An 18,813-nucleotide genomic window follows, 5' to 3' on the forward strand; every position below is an offset into this window, starting at 1 on the left:
CGAGGGCCCCGGCGACACGCAGATCGCGTCGCCAGGGACGGGATTCAGAACCAGTGGCGCTCCTCGCCCGGCCCTTCGATGTTGCTGACGCAGCGGCCGCACAGTTCCGGGTGCGCCGGGTCGGCGCCGACGTCGGCGCGGTAGTGCCAGCAGCGCACGCACTTGGGCTTCTCGGTGGCCTGGGCGCTGACGAAGATCTCGTCGGTCGTGGCCGCGCGCACCACCACGTCGCCGCTGATGAACAGGAAGCGCAGTTCGTCCTGCAGCGGCTGCAGCTTCGCCGCGGTGGCGGCGTCGGCGGCGACGGTGATCTCCGCCTCCAGCGCCGCGCCGATCACGCCGTTGCCGCGCATCGGCTCCAGCACCTTGGCCACCTGCTCGCGCAGCGCCAGCAGCTGCTCGAAGTCGGCCGCGCTCAGCGCCGCGTCCTCCGGCAACGGCGCCAGGCCTTCGTACCAGGTCGCGAACAGCACGTTGCCCAGGTGCGCGCCCGGCAGGTAGCCCCACAGCTCGTCGGCGGTGAAGCTCAGGATCGGCGCGATCCAGCGCACGAAGGCCTCGGCCACATGGAACATCGCGGTCTGCGCCGAACGCCGGCCGAGCGAGTCCTCGGCCATCGTGTACAGCCGGTCCTTGGTCACGTCCAGGTACAGCGAGCCCAGGTCCACGCTGCAGAAGTTCAGCAGCGCCTGCACGATGGCGGCGAAGTCGTAGCGCGCGTAGGCCGCCTTGATCTGCTCCTGCACCTCGTTGGCGCGGTGCACGATCCAGCGGTCCAGCGCCACCAGTTCCGGCAGCGGCCGCAGGTGCACGGCGGGATTGAAGCCATGCAGGTTGCCGAGCAGGAAGCGCGCGGTGTTGCGCAGGCGCCGGTAGGCGTCGGCGTTGCGCTTGAGGATCTCCTGCGACAGCGACATCTCGTTGCTGTAGTCGGCCGAGGCGATCCACAGGCGCAGGATGTCCGCGCCCAGGGTCTTCATGATGTCCTGCGGCTCGATGCCGTTGCCCAGCGACTTGGACATCTTGCGGCCATGCTCGTCCACGGTGAAGCCGTGGGTCAGGCATTGCCGGTACGGCGCGGCATGATCCAGCGCCACACCGGTCAGCAGCGAGGACTGGAACCAGCCGCGGTGCTGGTCGGAACCTTCCAGATACAGGTCGGCCGGCTTGGGCAGGCCGCGCTCGGTCAGCACCGCCTCGTGGGTGACGCCGGAGTCGAACCAGACGTCGAGGATGTCGGTGATCTTGTCGTAGTCGGCGGCCTCCTCGCCCAGCAGGTCGGCGGCGTCGAGCGTGTACCACACGTCCACCCCGCCCTCCTCGACCCGGTCGGCGACCTGGCGCATCAGTTCGGTGCTGCGCGGATGCGGCTCGCCGGTCTCGCGATGCACGAACAGCGCGATCGGCACGCCCCAGGTGCGCTGGCGCGAGATCGTCCAGTCCGGGCGCCCGGCGACCATGCCGGCGATGCGCGCCTGGCCCCAGGTCGGGTACCAGTGCACGCCCTCGATCGCCTTGAGCGCGTCGGCGCGCAGGTTGGCCTGCTCCATCGAGATGAACCACTGCGGCGTGGCGCGGAACGCGATCGGGGTCTTGTGCCGCCAGCAATGCGGATAGCTGTGGACCATGCTGGCGCGCGCCAGCAGCAGCCCGCGCGCGGCCAGCAGGTCGGCGATGACGTCGCTGGCCTTCCAGATGTGCAGCCCGGCCAATTCCGTCCCATCGGCCGCGGGGGTCGACGGGAGGTACACGCCGCGTGCGTCCACCGGGTTGATCTGCGCGGCGCCGTAGCGCTCCAGCAGCCCGTATGGCTTGACCGCCGCGTAGTCCTCCTGGCCGTGACCGGGCGCGGTGTGCACCGCGCCGGTACCGTCGGTGTCGGACACGTGGGTACCGAGGATCACCGGCACATCGCGCTCGTCGTAGAACGGATGCGCCAGCACCTGGTGCTCCAGCGCCGCGCCGGCGACGCGGCCGTGCACCACCACCTCATCCACCCCGTAGCGCTGCAGCGCGCGCTCGGCCAGCGCATCGGCCAGCACCAGCCAGCGGCGGCGACCGTCGCGGGCCGGGCCTTCGACCAGCGCATAGACCAGCTCCGGCCCCAGCGACACCGCCAGCGAGGCCGGCAGCGTCCACGGCGTGGTGGTCCAGATCGGCACCGCGACCTCGGCGCCTTCCGGCAGGGTCGCGCCGAACGCGGCGGCCAGCGCCGCGCCGTCGCGGGCCGGATAGGCCACGTCCACCGTCGGCGACTGCTTGTCGGCGTACTCGATCTCGGCCTCGGCCAGCGCCGAGCCGCAGTCGAAGCACCAGTGCACCGGCTTCACGCCGCGGGTCAGGTGGCCGTTCTCGACGATCCGGGCCAGCGCGCGGATCTCGTTGGCCTCGAAATGGAAGTCCAGCGTGCGGTACGGGTTGTCCCAGTCGCCGATCACGCCCAGGCGCTTGAAGTCGCGGCGCTGCAGGTCGATCTGCTCGTTGGCGTATTCGCGGCACTTCTGCCGGAACTCCACCGCATCCAGCTTGACCCCGACCTTGCCGAACTTCTTCTCGATCGCAATCTCGATCGGCAGGCCGTGGCAGTCCCAGCCCGGGATGTACGGCGCATCGAAGCCGGACAAGTACTTGGACTTGACGATGATGTCCTTGAGGATCTTGTTGACCGCATGCCCGAGGTGGATCGCGCCGTTGGCGTACGGCGGGCCGTCGTGCAGCACGAACAGCGGCCGGCCCTGGGCGTTGTCGCGCAGCCGCGTGTACAGGCCCTCGCTCTCCCAGCGCGCCAGGATGTCCGGCTCGCGCTTGGGCAGGTCGCCGCGCATCGGGAACTCGGTCGCCGGCAGGTGGAGGGTGGCTTTGTAGTCCTGGGTCACGGGCAGTTACCGGTCGGTGGTCTTCAGGGGGAGGTCCGCGCGCGGGGCGGCGGACACGGGCGGCAGGCCCGTGGCGGCCGGCGCGGCGAGCAGGTGCCGCGCCAGCGCGGCGTCGCGGTGCATCTGCGCGGTCAGCGCCGGCAGATCGGCGAAGGTTTCCTCGTCGCGCAGCTTGGCGACGAACTCCACCTCGATGTGGCGACCGTACAGGTCGCCCTGGAAATCGAACAGGTGCGCTTCCAGCAGCGGTTCCCCGCCCTGCACGGTCGGGCGGGTGCCGAAGCTGGACACCGACGGCCACGGCTGCGCCGCCACCCCGTGCACCCAGGTGGCGTAGATGCCGGACAGCGCCGGGGTGCGGGCGAAGCGCAGGTTGGCGGTGGGATAGCCGAGCGTGCGCCCGAGCTGCTTGCCGCGCACCACGCGGCCGCCGATCGCATACGGGCGACCGAGCAGCTCGGCGGCATGGGCGAACTCGCCGGCCACCAGCAACTCGCGGATGCGGGTGCTGGAGATGCGCTCCTCGCGCAGGTGCACCGGCGCGATCTCGTCGGCGGCGAAGCCGTGCTGGGCGCCCAGCGCGCGCAGCAGCGCGATGTCGCCGCCGCGCTTGTGGCCGAAGCGGAACGCCGGGCCGATCCAGACCTCGCGCGCGCGCAGGCGCTCGACCAGCACGCGCTGCACGAAGTCCTCCGCGCTCATCGACGCCATGCGCCGGTCGAAGCGCAGCAGGCCGACGCTGTCGATGCCGAGCCGGTGCAGGCCCTGCACCTTGGCCCGGGCCAGGGTCAGCCGCGGCGGCGGCGCGGCCGGGGCGAAGAACTCCCGCGGCAGCGGCTCGAAGCTCAGCGCCACCGCCGGCACGTCCGCCGCGCGCGCGCGCGCGATCGCCTGCCGCACCAGCGCGCGGTGGCCCAGGTGCAGGCCATCGAAGGCGCCGATGCAGACCACGCTTCCCTGCGGGAACAGGGTCCCGCCCTCGACGTCTCTAAACAGCCTGCTCATTCCTCGGTCCGAAGCGCCGGCGCAGGAGGCGCCGGTCGATGATGCGTAACCGTCGAGTATAGCGGCTGGGGGCATGACCGGGCGCGGCCTCCCGTCGTAGGAGCGGCTTCAGCCGCGACCGGGAATTTCACCGGTATGCCACCCCCGGTCGCGGCTGAAGCCGCTCCTGCGAATCCCCAATCCCGAATCCCCACTCCCAGCCCCACTACTGCTCCCGCAAATCCCGCGGCCGGAACCCCAGCGCCAGCAAGGCAACCAGATACACCGCGCCACCGCCGCCCACCAGCAGCAGCAGGCTGCCGATGCGGTGCCACTTGTCCATGGTGGTGAACGCCGGCAACCAGTGCAGGCCCAGCGCCAGCACCGCAGCCATGGCCGCACAGGCCACGCCCAGCCGCAGCAGATAGCCGCTCCAGCCCGGCTTGGGCTGGTAGACCTGGTCGCGGCGCAGCCAGCGCCACAGCAGCGACAGGTTGAGATAGCTGGCCACCGCGCTGGCCAGGCCCAGCGCCAGGTGCAGGCCCGGCACCGCCTCCAGTGACGCACGCACGCCCTGCGCACGCAGCTCCGCCGGCACCCACAGCTGGTACAGGATCGCCAGGAACAACAGGTTCAGCACCATGTTGGCGACCAGCGCGGCGACGCCCGCCCGCACCGGCGTGCGCGTGTCCTGGCGCGAATAGAACGCCGGCAGCAGCACCTTGAGCAGGGCGAACGCCGGCAGGCCGAAGCTCAGACCGAACACCGACATCGCCGCCATGCGCGTGTCGAAGGCGGTGAACTTGCCGTACTGGAACAGGGTCGCCACCAGTGGCTGGCTCAGCAACATCAAGCCCAGCATCGCCGGCACCGCGATCAGCAAGGTGGTGCGCAAGCCCCAGTCCAGCGCGCTGGAGAACCCGGCGCGGTCGGTCTTGACGTGATGCCGCGACAGCGCCGGCAGGATCACCGTGCCCAAGGCCACGCCGAACACGCCCAGCGGCAGCTCCAGGAAGCGGTCGGCCTGCGACAGCCAGCTCTGCGAGCCGGCGTACAGGAACGAGGCGATCACCGTGTCCAGCAGCAGGTTGATCTGCGCGATCGAGGAGCCGAACAGGGTCGGCACCATCAGGGTCAGGACTCGGCGCACGTCCGGGTGCTGCCAGCCCCAGCGCGGCAGGGTCAGCAGGTCGATGCCGCGCAAGGCCGGCAACTGGAACAGCAACTGCAGCGCGCCGGCCACCAGCACCGCCCAGCCCATCGCCAGGATCGGCACCTGCAGCCGCGGCGCCAGCCACAGCGCGCCGGCGATCATGCACAGGTTGAGGATCACCGGGGTCAGCGCCGGCAGGCCGAAGCGGTGGAAGCTATTGAGCGCACCGCCGGCCAGCGCGGTCAGCGACACGAACAGCAGGAACGGAAAGGTCAGCCGCAGCAGGTCGACGATCAGCCCGAACTTGGCCGGGTCGTCGCTGGCGCCGGGATTGAACAGCATCGCCACCTGCGGGGTGAAGATCAGCCCCAGCGCGGTGACCAGCAGCAACACGCCGCCCAGGGTGCCGGACACCCGCGACATCAGCGCGCGCAGGTCGGCGTGCGGCCGAGTTTCCTTCACCTCGGTGAACACCGGCACGAAGGCCGTGGCGAACGAGCCTTCGGCGAACAGCCGGCGCAGGAAGTTGGGAATGCGGAACGCCACCCAGAACGCGTCGGTGGTGGCATTGGCGCCGAAGGAAATGGTGATGGCCTGGTCGCGCACCAGCCCCAGCACGCGCGAGACCATGGTCATGCTGCTGAAGGAGAGCAGCCCGCGAAACATGCGCGGCGTGCTCATGCGGCGGCCCTCTTGACAATTGACTTGACGCGAATATTCGGACGCTTCATACTCTCCCGCTTGTTTTTATCCACCACACAGCTTTCCAGGAAACCACCACCGTGGCCAATATCAAGTCCGCCAAGAAGCGCGCCAAGCAGACCGTCGTGCGCAACGCGCGCAACACGGCTCAGCGTTCGATGCTGCGCACCGCCGTCAAGAAGGTCATCAAGGCCCTGGACGCCAACGACGCAGCCGGCGCCGAAGCCGCTTTCGCCATCGCCCAGCCGATTCTCGACCGTTTCAGCTCGCGTGGCCTGATCCACAAGAACAAGGCTGCCCGCCACAAGAGCCGCCTGAGCGCCCGCATCAAGGCGATCAAGACCGCCGCCTGATCGGCTGCAGTCGACGCCGGAAGCGCCCGCGCTTCCGGCAGCACCACGAAAAAGCCCGGCCTCGGCCGGGTTTTTCGTGTGCGCGTCACCCTGCCCTGTGCGCCGCCGCACGGCGCGGCGCTCAGGAGGCATTGGCCGCCGCCTCCAGCGCCTCCTCGCGCTGGCGGTCGAAGAACGCCATCACGTCCTTCATGATCGGCCAGGTGCCTTCGCGGCCCAGCGCCGACACCAGGTACCAGGGCTGGGTCCAGCCCAGTTCGGCAACGACCTGTTCGGCCAGCGCACGCGCCTCGTCCTCGAACATCAGGTCGGCCTTGTTCAGCACCAGCCAGCGCGGCTTGGCCAGCAGCTCCGGATCGTGCTTCTGCAGCTCGCGCTCGATCGCCCGCACCTGCTCGGTCGGCGACACGCCGTCCACCCCACCTTCCATCGGCGCCAGATCCACCAGGTGCAGCAGAAGGCGAGTGCGCTGCAGGTGGCGCAGGAACTGCGCACCGAGGCCGGCGCCATCGGCGGCACCCTCGATCAGCCCGGGAATGTCGGCGATCACGAAGCTGCGGTAGGCCTCGACGCTGACCACGCCCAGGTTCGGGTACAGCGTGGTGAACGGATAGTCGGCGACCTTCGGCGTGGCCGCGGAGACCGCACGGATGAAGGTGCTCTTGCCGGCATTGGGGAAGCCCAGCAGACCGACGTCGGCCAGCAGCTTCAGCTCCAGCTTGAGCGTGCGCTCCTCGCCCTCCTCGCCCGGCGTGGCCTTGCGCGGCGCGCGCGTCACCGAGCTCTTGAAGTGCATGTTGCCCAGGCCGCCCTTGCCGCCCTGCGCGACCAGCAGGCGGTCGCCGTGCGCGACCAGGTCGCCGATGACCTCGTCGGTCTCGACGTTGATCACCACGGTACCGACCGGCACGGTAATGGTGAGGTCTTCGCCGGCCTTGCCGTACATCTGCCGACCCATGCCGTTCTCGCCGCGCTGCGCACGGAACGCGCGCTGGTGGCGGAAGTCGACCAGGGTGTTGAGGTTCTCGTCGGCGACCAGCCACACGCTGCCGCCGTTGCCGCCATCGCCGCCGTCAGGCCCACCCAGCGGGATGAACTTCTCGCGGCGAAAGCCGATGCAGCCATTGCCGCCATTGCCGGCCGTGACCTGGATTTCCGCTTCGTCTACCAACTTCATGGGATTCGGGATTCGCGATTCGGGATTGGAAAAACCACCGGACGCCGCAGTTTAGCGGCCCCGGCAAAGGAACGGAGTAAGGGATCGAAGGAGCCAATGGAATCCGCCGTTGCGAATCCCCAATCCCCAATCCCGACATCCCCGCCACCAACGAAAAACCCCGCCGAAGCGGGGCTTTCGTCAGCAAGCCTGCGCCATGGCGCAGACCCTGGACACCGGCGACTTACGCCTCGGTGACCACGCTCACGGTGCGGCGCTTCTTGGCGCCCTTCACCGAGAACTCGACCTTGCCGTCGACCAGCGCGAACAGGGTGTGGTCGCGACCCAGGCCGACGCCGGCGCCCGGGTGGAACTGGGTGCCGCGCTGACGCACGATGATGTTGCCGGCTTCGATGGCCTGGCCGCCGAACATCTTCACGCCCAGATACTTCGGGTTGGAGTCGCGGCCGTTGCGCGAGGAACCTACGCCTTTTTTGTGTGCCATGACTGCTGCTCCTTACTTCTTGTCGCCACCGGCGATGCCGGTGATCTCGATTTCGGTGTAGTGCTGCCGATGACCCTGACGCTTCATGTGGTGCTTGCGGCGGCGGAACTTGATGATGCGCACCTTGTCGGCGCGGCCGTGGGCCACGACCTTGGCGGTGACGGCGGCGCCCTTCAGCGCGTCGCCGATCTTGATGCCGTCGCTGTCGCCCAGCATCAGGATGTTGTCGAACGTGATCTCGTTGCCGGCTTCGACTTCGAGCTTTTCCACGCGGAGCGTTTCGCCCTGCGCGACGCGGTATTGCTTACCGCCGGTGACCAGTACTGCGTACATGACCAGACTTCCTCTGTAGTTATTGTGGTCGTTCCCGTCGTGCCGTTTCGGGCAGACAGGAGCGGAATTGTAATCCGCCGCGCGCGACAGGGTCAAGCCCACCCAGCCCCGGACTGTCAAGCCCCGCGGGCCGGCACGGCTGCCTGAACCAGCCAGCCGCCGGCGCCCGGCAGTGCTGGGATCCGCGGCAATTGCCCCCACCTGACAAGCTGGGTACGCTGATCGATTGCCGTCCCCTTTCCGCCCCCACACTGGCCAGTGGCACCGCCGCGGCCGGCACACTCCGGAATCTCTTCATGGCGATGGATTACATCCGCATCCGCGGCGCGCGGACGCACAACCTCAAGAATCTCGACCTCGACCTGCCGCGCGACAAGCTGATCGTGATCACCGGCCTGTCCGGGTCCGGCAAGTCCTCGTTGGCGTTCGACACCATCTACGCCGAAGGCCAGCGCCGCTACGTGGAGTCGCTGTCGGCGTACGCGCGGCAGTTCCTCAGCGTGATGGAGAAGCCCGACATCGATCACATCGAGGGCCTGTCGCCGGCGATCGCGATCGAGCAGAAGTCGACCTCGCATAACCCGCGCTCCACCGTCGGCACCATCACCGAGATCTACGACTACCTGCGCCTGCTGTACGCACGCGTCGGCCAGCCGCGCTGCCCCGACCATGGCTATCCGCTGGAAGCGCAGACGGTCAGCCAGATGGTCGACCACGTGCTGACCCTGGACCCGGAGCAGCGCTACATGCTGCTGGCGCCGGTGATCCGCGAGCGCAAGGGCGAGCATGCGCAGGTGTTCGAGCAGTTGCGCGCGCAGGGCTTCGTGCGCGTGCGCGTGGACGGCGAGCTGTACGAGATCGACGCGGTGCCGGCGCTGGCGCTGCGCCAGAAGCACACCATCGAGGCGGTGATCGACCGCTTCCGTCCGCGCGAGGACATCAAGCAGCGTCTGGCCGAGAGCTTCGAGACCGCGCTGAAGCTGGCCGACGGGATGGTCTCGGTGCAGTCGCTGGACGACACCGCGGCCGCGCCGCACCTGTTCTCCTCCAAGTACAGCTGCCCGGTCTGCGACTACTCGCTGCCGGAGCTGGAACCGCGCCTGTTCTCGTTCAACGCGCCGATGGGCGCCTGCCCGAGCTGCGATGGCCTGGGCGTGGCCGAGTTCTTCGATCCCGATCGGGTGGTGGTGCATCCGGAGCTGTCGCTGTCGGCCGGCGCGGTGCGCGGCTGGGACCGGCGCAACGCGTATTACTTCCAGCTGATCGCCTCGCTGGCCAAGCACTACAAGTTCGACGTCGACGCGCCCTGGCAGTCGCTGCCGGCGAGCGTGCGCCAGGCCGTGCTGTACGGCAGCGGCGATGAGACGATCACCTTCACATACTTCACCGACGCCGGCGGCCGCACCCAGCGCAAGCATCGCTTCGAAGGCATCATCCCCAACCTGGAACGCCGCTACCGCGAGACCGAATCGCCGGCGGTACGCGAGGAACTGGCCAAGTACATCAGCGAACGCCCGTGCCCGGACTGCAAGGGCGCGCGCCTGAACAAGGCCGCGCGCAACGTGTTCGTCGCCGACCGTCCGCTGCCGGACCTGGTGGTGCTGCCGATCGACGACGCGCTGACCTTCTTCCGCCAGCTCGACCTGCCCGGCTGGCGCGGCGAGATCGCCAGCAAGATCGTCAAGGAAATCGCCGAGCGGCTGGGCTTCCTGGTCGACGTCGGCCTGGATTACCTCACCCTCGAGCGCAAGGCCGACACCCTGTCCGGCGGCGAGGCGCAGCGCATCCGCCTGGCCAGCCAGATCGGCGCCGGCCTGGTCGGCGTGATGTACGTGCTCGACGAACCGTCGATCGGCCTGCACCAGCGCGACAACGAACGCCTGCTCGGCACCCTCACCCGCCTGCGCGACCTCGGCAACACGGTGATCGTGGTCGAGCACGACGAGGACGCGATCCGCCTGGCCGACTACGTACTGGACATCGGCCCCGGCGCCGGCGTGCACGGCGGCGAGGTGGTCGGCCACGGCAGCGTGCAGGACCTGCTCAAGGCACCGCGCTCGCTGACGGGGCAATATCTGTCGGGCAAGCGCCGCATCGAGATCCCGGCCAAGCGCCACAAGGCCAATCCGAAGATGACCCTGCACCTGCGCGGGGCCACCGGCAACAACCTCAAGAACGTCGACCTGGATATCCCGGCCGGCCTGCTGACCTGCATCACCGGCGTGTCCGGCTCGGGCAAGTCGACGCTGATCAACGACACCCTGTTCACCCTGGCGGCGAACGAGATCAACGGCGCCTCGCACAGCGTGGCGCCGTACCGCGAGATCGAGCACCTGGACCTGTTCGACAAGGTCGTGGACATCGACCAGTCGCCGATCGGGCGCACCCCGCGCTCCAACCCGGCGACCTACACCGGCCTGTTCACGCCGCTGCGCGAACTGTTCGCGCAGGTGCCGGAAGCGCGCTCGCGCGGCTACTCGCCGGGCCGCTTCAGCTTCAACGTGCGCGGCGGCCGCTGCGAGGCCTGCCAGGGCGACGGCCTGATCAAGGTGGAGATGCACTTCCTGCCGGACGTGTACGTACCCTGCGACGTCTGCCACGGCAAGCGCTACAACCGCGAGACGCTGGAGATCCTGTACAAGGGCTTCAACATCAACGACGTGCTGGAAATGACCGTCGAGGATGCGCTGAAGCTGTTCGAGCCGGTGCCGTCGATCGCGCGCAAGCTGGAGACCCTGGTCGACGTGGGCCTGAGCTACATCAAGCTCGGACAGAGCGCGACCACCCTGTCCGGCGGCGAGGCGCAGCGCGTGAAGCTGTCCAAGGAACTGTCGCGGCGCGACACCGGCCGCACCCTGTACATCCTCGATGAGCCGACCACCGGCCTGCACTTCCACGACATCGAGGCGCTACTGGGCGTGCTGCACAAGCTGCGCGACGAAGGCAACACCGTGGTGGTGATCGAACACAACCTGGACGTGATCAAGACCGCGGACTGGATCGTCGACCTGGGCCCGGAAGGCGGCCACCGCGGCGGCACCATCCTGGTCACCGGCACGCCGGAAGACGTCGCGGCCTGCCCGCAGTCGTACACCGGCCAGTTCCTGGCGCGGATGCTGCCGTCCACCAGCGCGCGCCCGGAGCAACCGGCGGCGATGGCCAACAAGCCCGATGCGCGCCCGCCGCGCAAGGTCAAGCCGGAAAAGCCGGCGAAGAAGGCCGTGGCCGCCAAGAGCGACAAGGCCAGCAAGAGCACCACCAGTACCGGCACCAAGAAGAAGGACGTTTGATGAGCAGCGAACACAAGATCCTGGCGCGCATTCCGATCAGCGTGCGCTGGCGCGACATGGACAGCATGGGCCACGTCAACAACGCCAAGTACATCTCCTACCTGGAAGAAGCGCGCGTGCGCTGGATGCTGGGCGTGGAAGGCGTGTCCATGAGCGACCGCATCGCCCCGGTGGTGGCGGCGACCAACGTCAACTACCGCGCGCCGATCGTGTGGCCGAACGACATCCTGGTCGAGCTGTTCGTCGAGCGCCTGGGCACCAGCAGCGTGACCATCGGTCACCGGATCGTCGACCAGCAGGACGAGAGCCGGCTGTACTCCGACGGCAACGTGGTGGTGGTGTGGATGGACACCCAGACCGGCAAGAGCGCGCCGCTGCCGGACGCGGTGCGCAAGGCGACGAGCTGACGCCTGCGCTTGCGCCGGGCACGGCCCGGCGCAAGGCAAACCATCGCAATACCGGCGGCGTTCGCGCTTGAATTGGCCGGCGCAGCACGCGACCGCCCGGCGGCACGCACCTAGTCAAGCACCTGCGCGCGATGCACGCACGCATTACAGGCAACTCCAATCGCCCGCTTTTTGCAGCGCCCCAGCTCTTGTAGGAGCGGCTTCAGCCGCGACACGCATTGCAGTGAATGCCTGTCGCGGCTAAAGCCGCTCCTACGAAGTACCAAGGAAACTCCTTCTTACATCGCCTGCTTGCGCACCGTCAGCGTCGCATCGGCCTTGCCGCCATCTTCCAGTTGCAACTGCAGCGGCACGGCCTGGCCTTCGCTCAGCGCGCCCTTGCCCTGCATCAGCATCAGGTGCATGCCGCCGGGCTTGAGTTCGACGCGCGCGCCGGGCGCCAGCGGCACCCGCTCGACCGCGCGCATCCGGCTGACGCCGGCGACGACCGTGGTCTCGTGCAGCGACACATCGCCGAAGCTCGAACTGCTGGCGCCGGTGACCGTGACCGGCTTGCCGCAGCCGTTGTGGAGCACGCCGTAGCCGGCGGTCATCGGCATCGCCGGATTCGGCGGCAACCGCACCCAGCCCTGCTCCAGGGTGAGGCAGGCCGGTTCCGCGGCCGACGCCGCGGCGGCGGCCGTGCACAGCACGAACAATACGCCAGCGAATGGTTTGGTTATCATCGCCGAGGTTCCTTCTTCGAAAGCAGACCGCAGCATGACGACGCTCATCGACGTGATCAACCACGGCCCCATCCGCGAACTGCGCCTGGCGCGGCCGCCGGTCAATGCGCTGGACACCGAGCTGTGCCGGCACCTGATCCAGGCGATCGAGCAGGCCGGCGCCGACGGCGCGCACGGCATCGTGCTGTCGGGCAACGAACGCCTTTTCTCCGCCGGCATGGACGTGCCGCACCTGCTCAGCCACGGCGACGACCGCGCCAAGCTGCTCGGCAGCTGGCAGCAGTTCTTCGGCGCGGCGCGTGCCTTGGCCGCCAGCCCGATCCCGGTGGTGGCGGCGCTGACCGGCCACGCCCCGGCCGGCGGCTGCGTGCTGGCGCTGTGCTGCGACTACCGGGTGATGGCGCGCAGCCCCGATGCGGCGCATCCGCTGCAGATCGGCCTGAACGAGACCCAGGTCGGCCTGGTCGCCCCCGAAGGCATCCAGCGCCTGCTGCGGCGGGTGGTCGGCGCGCATCGCGCCGAGCGCCTGATTGTGGGCGGCGACCTGGTCAGTGCCGAGCGCGCGCTGGAGATCGGCCTGGTCGACGAACTGGTCGACGCCGACCTGGTGGTGGCACGTGCGCTGGCCTGGCTGCTGGAATTGCTGAAGCGGCCGCGCCTGCCGATGCTGCAGACCCGTGCCATCGCCCGCGCCGACCTGCGCGTGGCGCTGGCCGACGAGCACATCGGGCTGGAGCGGCTGATCGACGACTGGCAGGCACCGGACACCCAGGCCGCGCTGCGCGCGCTGGCGGCGCGGCTGGGCAAGGGCTGAGCGGCGCCGGCGCGCGGGCGGGCGCGGACGGCCCGCTATAATCGGCGCACGTCCGTCGCCAGGCCCCGCCTCTTGTCCGCCAAGCCCGCCCCCGTCGTCTCCGAACTGATCGAGCTGCTGTCGCTGGAGCGGCTGGAGGACAACCTGTTCCGTGGCCAGAGCCGCGACATCGGCACCAAGTACGTGTTCGGCGGCCAGGTGCTGGGCCAAGCGCTGTCGGCGGCGCAGGCCACGGTGGAGAACGCGCGCCGCGTGCATTCGCTGCACGCCTACTTCCTGCGCGCCGGCGACATCGAGCACCCCATCGTCTACGACGTGGACCGCACCCGCGACGGCGGCAGCTTCTCGGTGCGCCGGGTCACCGCGATCCAGCACGGCAAGGTGATCTTCTTCTGCGCGGCCTCGTTCCAGGAACAGGAGGACGGCGCCACGCACCAGTTGAAGATGCCGGAAGTGCCGCAGCCGGAAGACATCGAACCGACCCCGGCGGCGCGCCCGGAAGTGCTGGCGACGCTGCCGACCAAGGTGCAGCGCTGGCTCTCGCGCGGCGGCCCGTTCGAGTTCCGCCACGTGTATCCGCGCGACGAACTGAATCCGCCCAAGCGTCCGCCATTCCAGCAGATGTGGCTGCGCCTGAGCGAGCCGGTCGGCGATGCGCCGGAGCTGCACCAGGCGCTGCTCGCCTACGCCTCCGACTTCCACCTGCTCGGCACCGCCACGTTCCCGCACGGCATCAGCTACTACACGCCGAACGTGCAGATGGCCTCGCTCGACCATGCGCTGTGGTTCCACCGCCCGTTCCGCGCCGACGACTGGCTGCTGTATTCGCTGGACAGCCCCAGCGCGCAGGGCGCGCGCGGCCTGGCGCGCGGGCAGTTCTTCACCCGCGACGGCATCCTGGTGGCCAGCACCGCGCAGGAAGGCCTGATTCGCGTGGTCCCCGACGCCGACGCCGCGGCGCAAGTGCCGGCAAAGCGCTGAGGACACGAACATGCGTCAGATCTTCAGCAGCCAACGCGTGGAAACCGCAGAAGGCGTCGCCGCCCTGCTGCGCGACGCCGGCATCGACGTGCGCCTGAGCAACGGCCGTTCCTACCGGACTCGCCGCAGCGGCCAGTTCAGCTATCTGGATCCGGTGGCGGCGCAGGCCCAGCCCACGGTATGGGTGGTGCATGCCGACGACCAGCCGCGCGCACGCGAACTGCTGCGCGACGCCGGCCTGCTCGACAGTACCCGCCGCGACCCGGAACAGGGCCGTGCGCCCTATCTGAGCGAGTTCCGCTCGCAGGTGGACGCGGATACCGGCAAGCGCTGGGCCTGGCGTATCCGCATCGCCTTGCTGCTGGCGATCGGCGCAGTGGCCCTGATCACGGTGCTGCGCCATCGCGACAACCGCGCGCCGACGGCCGCGCCGGCGCAGGCCCCCGCGACGCAGCCGGCCACGCCCCCGGCACAGGACATCGGCAGCGACGAAGTGCGCGTGCGCGTGCAGCCGGCGCCACGCGGCAACTGAGCCTGGCGGAGCGAGCGGCCGCGCATGCGGTGGACATCGTCCGCAGCGATGACGTCCTGCCGACGATCGTCCTTGCGCGACGGTGCGGCACCAGGCGCTGCGACGGCAATCCGATCGGCACCGTGCCCATCGGTACCGCGATCACAGCCTGCACGCGGTGCTCGCCGTAGCGGAGGCCGGACATCGCAACCGGCCGCGACCAGGTCGACGAGCGCCGCACGGCAACGCACGTCCCGCCCTGCACTGCCGCCGCGCTGCCCAGCACACCACAGCAGGTTTCGTCCTCATAGAAAACAAAAACGCCCCTGCGCGGAAGGCGCAGGGGCGCTGTCGATCGGCGCCTTGGTGCAATGACGCCGCGGCCACGGCCGCGGCGGATGACTCAGTTGCTGTCCGGCGTCGGCATCGGCGCCGGCGCGTCGCCACCGCGCTGCCCACCCGGGCGATGCGCCCAGCGCTTGGCCTGCGCCGCATCGAACTCGGCGCGGCTGAGCATGCCGTCCTTGTTGGTATCGGCCGCGGTGAACCAGGCATCGCGATGCTGCTTGGCGCGCAGCTCGAAGTCGGCCCGGTCGATGTAGCCGTCCTTGTTCACGTCCATCTTGTCGAAGCGCGCGGCGAGCTTCGGATCGGCTTGCGCCTCGGCGCGGCTGATGCGGCCGTCCTTGTTGGTGTCCAGCTTGGCCATCATCGCGCCGGGCACGCCGTGTCCACCCGGGCCGCCATGGCGGCCGTGCCGCGGCCACTCGTCGCGGCTGAGCTTGCCGTCGTGGTTCTTGTCCATCGCGTCGAAATGTTCGGCCAGGCGCGGATCGGCGGCGGCCTCGCTGCGGTCGATGACGCCGTCGCCGTTCTTGTCGAGCGCGGCGATGCCGCCGGCATCGGCGGGCGCAGCAGGATCGGCCGGCGGCGGCGGAACGGCGTAGGCGGCACCGGACAGGACGGCCAGCACGGCCAGGGCGAGCAGCGGATTGCGAGACTTCATGGGTCACTCCCTGAGGATGATGAGGCACCTGCCGGGGCGGCAGGCGTCCGGCGCCGCAAGCGGCCCGCAGCACGGGCCGGCACCGCGGTGCCTTCTCTGCTGACAACGCCCCGTCGCCGCCGCGGTTGACCCGCCGCCGGGCGTATTCATGGACGGGACAGTCGCGGCCCCTGCGATGGCGAAGCGCTATGCTCGACGCATGGCCATCCATTCCGACGCCAGCGACGACCTGCGGCTGTTCCAGACCGGCCAGCACGCGTGCGGTTACTGGCCCGAGCGGCAGGCCCGCGACCTGGTGCTGGACCCGCACGATCCGCGCCTGGGCGCGCTGTATCCGCTGGCGCTGAGCTGGGGCTTCCGCCGCTCCGGCGATCTGGTCTATCGCCCGCACTGCGATCACTGCCGCGCTTGCGTGGCGGTGCGCATCCCGATCCAGGACTTCGTGCCCGATCGCAGCCAGCGCCGCTGCCTGGCGCGCAATGCCGATGTCGAGGTGCGCATCGTCGCCGCCGAGCGCAGCGAGGAACAGCTGGCGCTGTATCAACGCTACCTGCGCCATCGCCATCCCGGCGGCGGCATGGACGATCACGGCGCGCACGAGTTCGACCAGTTCCTGATCGGCCACTGGTCGCATGGGCGCTTCCTGGAGCTGCGGCAGAAGATGCCCGATGGCCGGCGCGGACCGCTGCTGGCGGTGGCGGTCACCGACATCGCCGCGCAGGCACTGTCGGCGGTCTACACCTTCTACGACCCGGACGCCGGCGCGCGCGGCCTGGGCACGCTGGCGATCCTGCAGCAGATCGCCTGGGCGCGACGCGAAGGCCTGGGCCATCTGTACCTGGGCTACTGGATCCGCGGCCACCAGAAAATGGACTACAAGCGCCGCTTCCGGCCGCTGCAGGCCTACGACGGTCGCCACTGGCGCGACTTCGACGACTACCTGCGCCAGCTCGGCGGCTGACCGGAGCGGCTGGCATCGCGTTGCCGAAGCGTGCCGCCGCGCGTCGTCGCGCGTCGTCGCGCCATCGTGCGGACATGCAGCGCATGCGAAACTTGGCGCATGACATCACGCCTCCTCCTGCTCGCCCTGATCCTGCTGTGCGGCGCCTGCGCGCACACCGCGCCCACTTCCACCCCGATGACCGACGCCGCCACGCCTGCCGCCAAAACGCTGCGGTTGGCCACCTACAACACCTCGCTCAATGCCGACGAAGCCGGCGGGCTGATCGCCGCACTGCAGGGCGACAGCGCGCAGGCACGCAAGATCGCCGCGGTGCTGCAGCAGGTGCGCCCGGACGTTGTGCTGCTCAACGAGTTCGACTACGACGACGCGCATCGCGCCGCCGACCTGTTCGAGCAGCGCTACCTGGCGGTGCCGCAGCCGCACGGCGGCGCGGCGCTGCGCTATCCCTACCGCTACCTGGCGCCGGTCAATACCGGCGTGCCCAGCGGCCTGGACCTGGACAACGACGGCCATGTCGGCGGCGAAGGCCGCGCACGCGGCAACGATGCCTGGGGCTACGGCCTGCATCCCGGCCAGTACGGCATGCTGCTGCTGTCCCGATACCCGATCGACAGCAAGGCGATGCGCAGCTTCCGCCTGCTGAAGTGGAGCGCGATGCCCGACGCGCTGCGCCCGGTCGATCCGGCCACCGGCCGCTTCTTCCATAGCGACGCGGTGTGGGCGCAGCTGCGGCTGTCGTCGAAGTCGCATTGGGACGTGCCGGTGCGCACCCCGCTGGGCGTGCTGCATGCGCTGGTGTCGCATCCGACCCCGCCGGTGTTCGACGGCGCCGAGAAGCGCAACGCCGCACGCAACCACGACGAACTGCGGCTGTGGCGCGAGTACCTGGACGATGCCGGCAGCGGCAAGGCGCGCTGGCTGTGCGACGACGCCGGCCGCTGCGGCGGACTGGCCGCCGACGCGCAGTTCGTGATGCTCGGCGACCTCAACAACGACGTAATCGACGGCGACGGCCGCCACGACGCGATCCGCGCCCTGGTGACGCATCCGCGCGTGCTGCAGTATCCCACCCCGCACAGCGCCGGCGGCGAAGAGACCACGCGCGCGTATGCGGCCACCGGCATCGCCCATCGCGGTCCGCCGCAGCAGGTCACCGGCGATTTCGGCCCCAAGGCCGGCACCATGCGCCTGGATTACGTGCTGCCGTCGCGCAACTTCCGCTACCTGGACAGCGGCGTGTTCTGGCCGGCATCCAATGATCCCTCCGCGGCCATCGCCGACGGCAGCGACCACCATCTGGTCTGGGTCGACGTCGCCGCAGGACCGTAAGCGCGGACGAAGAACACAGCGCAGGTCGCGACGCGGCCCGTGCAGCACACCACCGGCGGCTCCATGGGCCGCCGCGTTTTTCTGGCAGACCATTGCCCGCGTTGCCCGTGACCGCCTGCCGCGCAGCACGCGACAGTCGTCGCAATGGCCGGCGCCGTTGTGGGAGGGGCTTCAGCCCGCCACGCGTGCCTCCACCGCCTTCGGTAGCGAAGCCTTTCCACGGCCAGCCCGCGTCGTTCGCCCGACTGCCGCGCCGAGCACCGCCATCGGCCTTGATCCAGATCAAGGGCAACATCGCGCCGACGCGGTCCAATGCCTCCCGCACCCGGTCGGGATGCGCAAGCGGAAGGCGAGCATGCGAACGCAACAGTTGCAACAGGCGCTGGAGGGGCTCAACGGCGCCACCGCCGATATCGAGGCTTCGGCGCTGATCTCCCTGGACGGGCTGATGATCGCCTCGGCGATGCCGCAGGGCATGGACGAGGACCGCGTCGGCGCGATGTCCGCGGCGCTGCTCGCGCTGGGCGAGCGCAGCGCGCGCGAACTGGCGCGCGGCGCGCTGGAGCGGGTGCTGATCCAGGGCGAGTCGGGCTACGTGATCATGAGTGCGGCCGGCCGCGAGGCGGTGCTCACCGTGCTGGCCAAGCCCAGTGCCAGGCTGGGCCTGGTGTTCCTGGACATCAAGCGCGCCGCGCACGCGCTGCAGCAGATCCTGTAGGGGGCC

Annotated in this window: 17 protein-coding genes; 9 read left to right on the forward strand and 8 right to left on the reverse strand. The window is 69.6% G+C overall.

What is annotated here, in order from left to right:
• Positions 1 to 44 precede the first annotated feature (44 nt).
• From ileS to murJ, 3 genes are all read right to left on the reverse strand, one after another.
• The gene (ileS, locus tag GGR66_RS09760) at positions 45 to 2,876 is read right to left on the reverse strand and encodes an isoleucine--tRNA ligase (RefSeq protein WP_184448150.1); all 2,832 of its coding nucleotides are present in this window, start codon (positions 2,874 to 2,876) and stop codon (positions 45 to 47) included.
• Between the two features lie 6 nt (positions 2,877 to 2,882).
• The gene (locus GGR66_RS09765) at positions 2,883 to 3,881 is read right to left on the reverse strand and encodes a bifunctional riboflavin kinase/FAD synthetase (protein WP_184448151.1); all 999 of its coding nucleotides are present in this window, start codon (positions 3,879 to 3,881) and stop codon (positions 2,883 to 2,885) included.
• Positions 3,882 to 4,086: 205 nt separating this feature from the next.
• Positions 4,087 to 5,679 (reverse strand): murein biosynthesis integral membrane protein MurJ, encoded by a 1,593-nt coding sequence (murJ, locus tag GGR66_RS09770; RefSeq protein ID WP_184448468.1) that lies wholly within the window; start codon positions 5,677 to 5,679, stop codon positions 4,087 to 4,089.
• 116 nt (positions 5,680 to 5,795) lie between these two features.
• Here murJ and rpsT point away from each other — a divergent pair, with 116 nt between their 5' ends.
• Positions 5,796 to 6,068, forward strand: coding sequence for a 30S ribosomal protein S20 (gene rpsT, locus GGR66_RS09775; RefSeq protein WP_010341167.1), 273 nt, complete (start codon positions 5,796 to 5,798; stop codon positions 6,066 to 6,068).
• A gap of 121 nt (positions 6,069 to 6,189) precedes the next feature.
• Here rpsT and cgtA read toward each other — a convergent pair whose 3' ends face one another.
• From cgtA to rplU, 3 genes are all read right to left on the reverse strand, one after another.
• Positions 6,190 to 7,245, reverse strand: a complete 1,056-nt coding sequence (cgtA, locus tag GGR66_RS09780) for an Obg family GTPase CgtA (RefSeq protein WP_152180459.1) — start codon at positions 7,243 to 7,245, stop codon at positions 6,190 to 6,192.
• Between the two features lie 223 nt (positions 7,246 to 7,468).
• Positions 7,469 to 7,729, reverse strand: a complete 261-nt coding sequence (gene rpmA, locus GGR66_RS09785; protein WP_010341169.1) for a 50S ribosomal protein L27 — start codon at positions 7,727 to 7,729, stop codon at positions 7,469 to 7,471.
• Between the two features lie 12 nt (positions 7,730 to 7,741).
• Positions 7,742 to 8,062 carry a 50S ribosomal protein L21 gene (rplU, locus tag GGR66_RS09790; RefSeq protein WP_010341170.1) on the reverse strand — a complete coding sequence of 107 codons (321 nt, stop codon included), beginning with the start codon at positions 8,060 to 8,062 and terminating at the stop codon, positions 7,742 to 7,744.
• Between the two features lie 296 nt (positions 8,063 to 8,358).
• Between rplU and uvrA the strand changes: the two genes are divergently transcribed.
• Positions 8,359 to 11,352, forward strand: a complete 2,994-nt coding sequence (gene uvrA / locus GGR66_RS09795) for an excinuclease ABC subunit UvrA (protein WP_184448152.1) — start codon at positions 8,359 to 8,361, stop codon at positions 11,350 to 11,352.
• Positions 11,352 to 11,759, forward strand: a complete 408-nt coding sequence (locus tag GGR66_RS09800) for a thioesterase family protein (RefSeq protein ID WP_160947640.1) — start codon at positions 11,352 to 11,354, stop codon at positions 11,757 to 11,759. Before uvrA ends, GGR66_RS09800 begins: the two co-directional genes overlap by 1 nt.
• Before the next feature lie 278 nt (positions 11,760 to 12,037).
• Here GGR66_RS09800 and GGR66_RS09805 read toward each other — a convergent pair whose 3' ends face one another.
• On the reverse strand, positions 12,038 to 12,484 hold the full coding sequence (locus GGR66_RS09805; protein ID WP_184448153.1) for a copper chaperone PCu(A)C: 447 nt from the start codon (positions 12,482 to 12,484) through the stop codon (positions 12,038 to 12,040).
• Positions 12,485 to 12,518: 34 nt separating this feature from the next.
• On the opposite strand from GGR66_RS09805, the gene GGR66_RS09810 reads away from it, so the two are divergent.
• From GGR66_RS09810 to GGR66_RS09820, 3 genes are all read left to right on the forward strand, one after another.
• Complete coding sequence (locus GGR66_RS09810) at positions 12,519 to 13,298, forward strand: enoyl-CoA hydratase/isomerase family protein (protein WP_184448154.1); 780 nt, start codon at positions 12,519 to 12,521, stop codon at positions 13,296 to 13,298.
• Positions 13,299 to 13,370: 72 nt separating this feature from the next.
• Positions 13,371 to 14,279: an acyl-CoA thioesterase II gene (gene tesB / locus GGR66_RS09815; protein ID WP_167087348.1), complete on the forward strand. Its 909-nt coding sequence runs from the start codon at positions 13,371 to 13,373 to the stop codon at positions 14,277 to 14,279.
• 10 nt (positions 14,280 to 14,289) lie between these two features.
• Positions 14,290 to 14,811, forward strand: coding sequence for a DUF2007 domain-containing protein (locus GGR66_RS09820; protein WP_184448155.1), 522 nt, complete (start codon positions 14,290 to 14,292; stop codon positions 14,809 to 14,811).
• 382 nt (positions 14,812 to 15,193) lie between these two features.
• Here the strand turns inward: GGR66_RS09820 and GGR66_RS09825 are convergent, their stop codons facing one another.
• Complete coding sequence (locus GGR66_RS09825) at positions 15,194 to 15,796, reverse strand: EF-hand domain-containing protein (RefSeq protein ID WP_167087342.1); 603 nt, start codon at positions 15,794 to 15,796, stop codon at positions 15,194 to 15,196.
• A gap of 199 nt (positions 15,797 to 15,995) precedes the next feature.
• On the opposite strand from GGR66_RS09825, the gene GGR66_RS09830 reads away from it, so the two are divergent.
• The 3 genes from GGR66_RS09830 (at position 15,996) to GGR66_RS09840 (ending at position 18,807) form a co-directional block, all read left to right on the forward strand.
• Positions 15,996 to 16,757: an arginyltransferase gene (locus tag GGR66_RS09830; protein WP_184448156.1), complete on the forward strand. Its 762-nt coding sequence runs from the start codon at positions 15,996 to 15,998 to the stop codon at positions 16,755 to 16,757.
• Between the two features lie 99 nt (positions 16,758 to 16,856).
• Positions 16,857 to 18,089 carry an endonuclease/exonuclease/phosphatase family protein gene (locus tag GGR66_RS09835; RefSeq protein ID WP_184448157.1) on the forward strand — a complete coding sequence of 411 codons (1,233 nt, stop codon included), beginning with the start codon at positions 16,857 to 16,859 and terminating at the stop codon, positions 18,087 to 18,089.
• A 334-nt stretch (positions 18,090 to 18,423) separates the two neighbouring features.
• Positions 18,424 to 18,807: a roadblock/LC7 domain-containing protein gene (locus GGR66_RS09840; protein ID WP_221236410.1), complete on the forward strand. Its 384-nt coding sequence runs from the start codon at positions 18,424 to 18,426 to the stop codon at positions 18,805 to 18,807.
• Positions 18,808 to 18,813: the final 6 nt, after the last annotated feature.

Origin of the sequence: Xanthomonas sp. 3498, from assembly GCF_014199795.1 — a bacterium.
Lineage (GTDB): Bacteria > Pseudomonadota > Gammaproteobacteria > Xanthomonadales > Xanthomonadaceae > Xanthomonas_A > Xanthomonas_A rydalmerensis.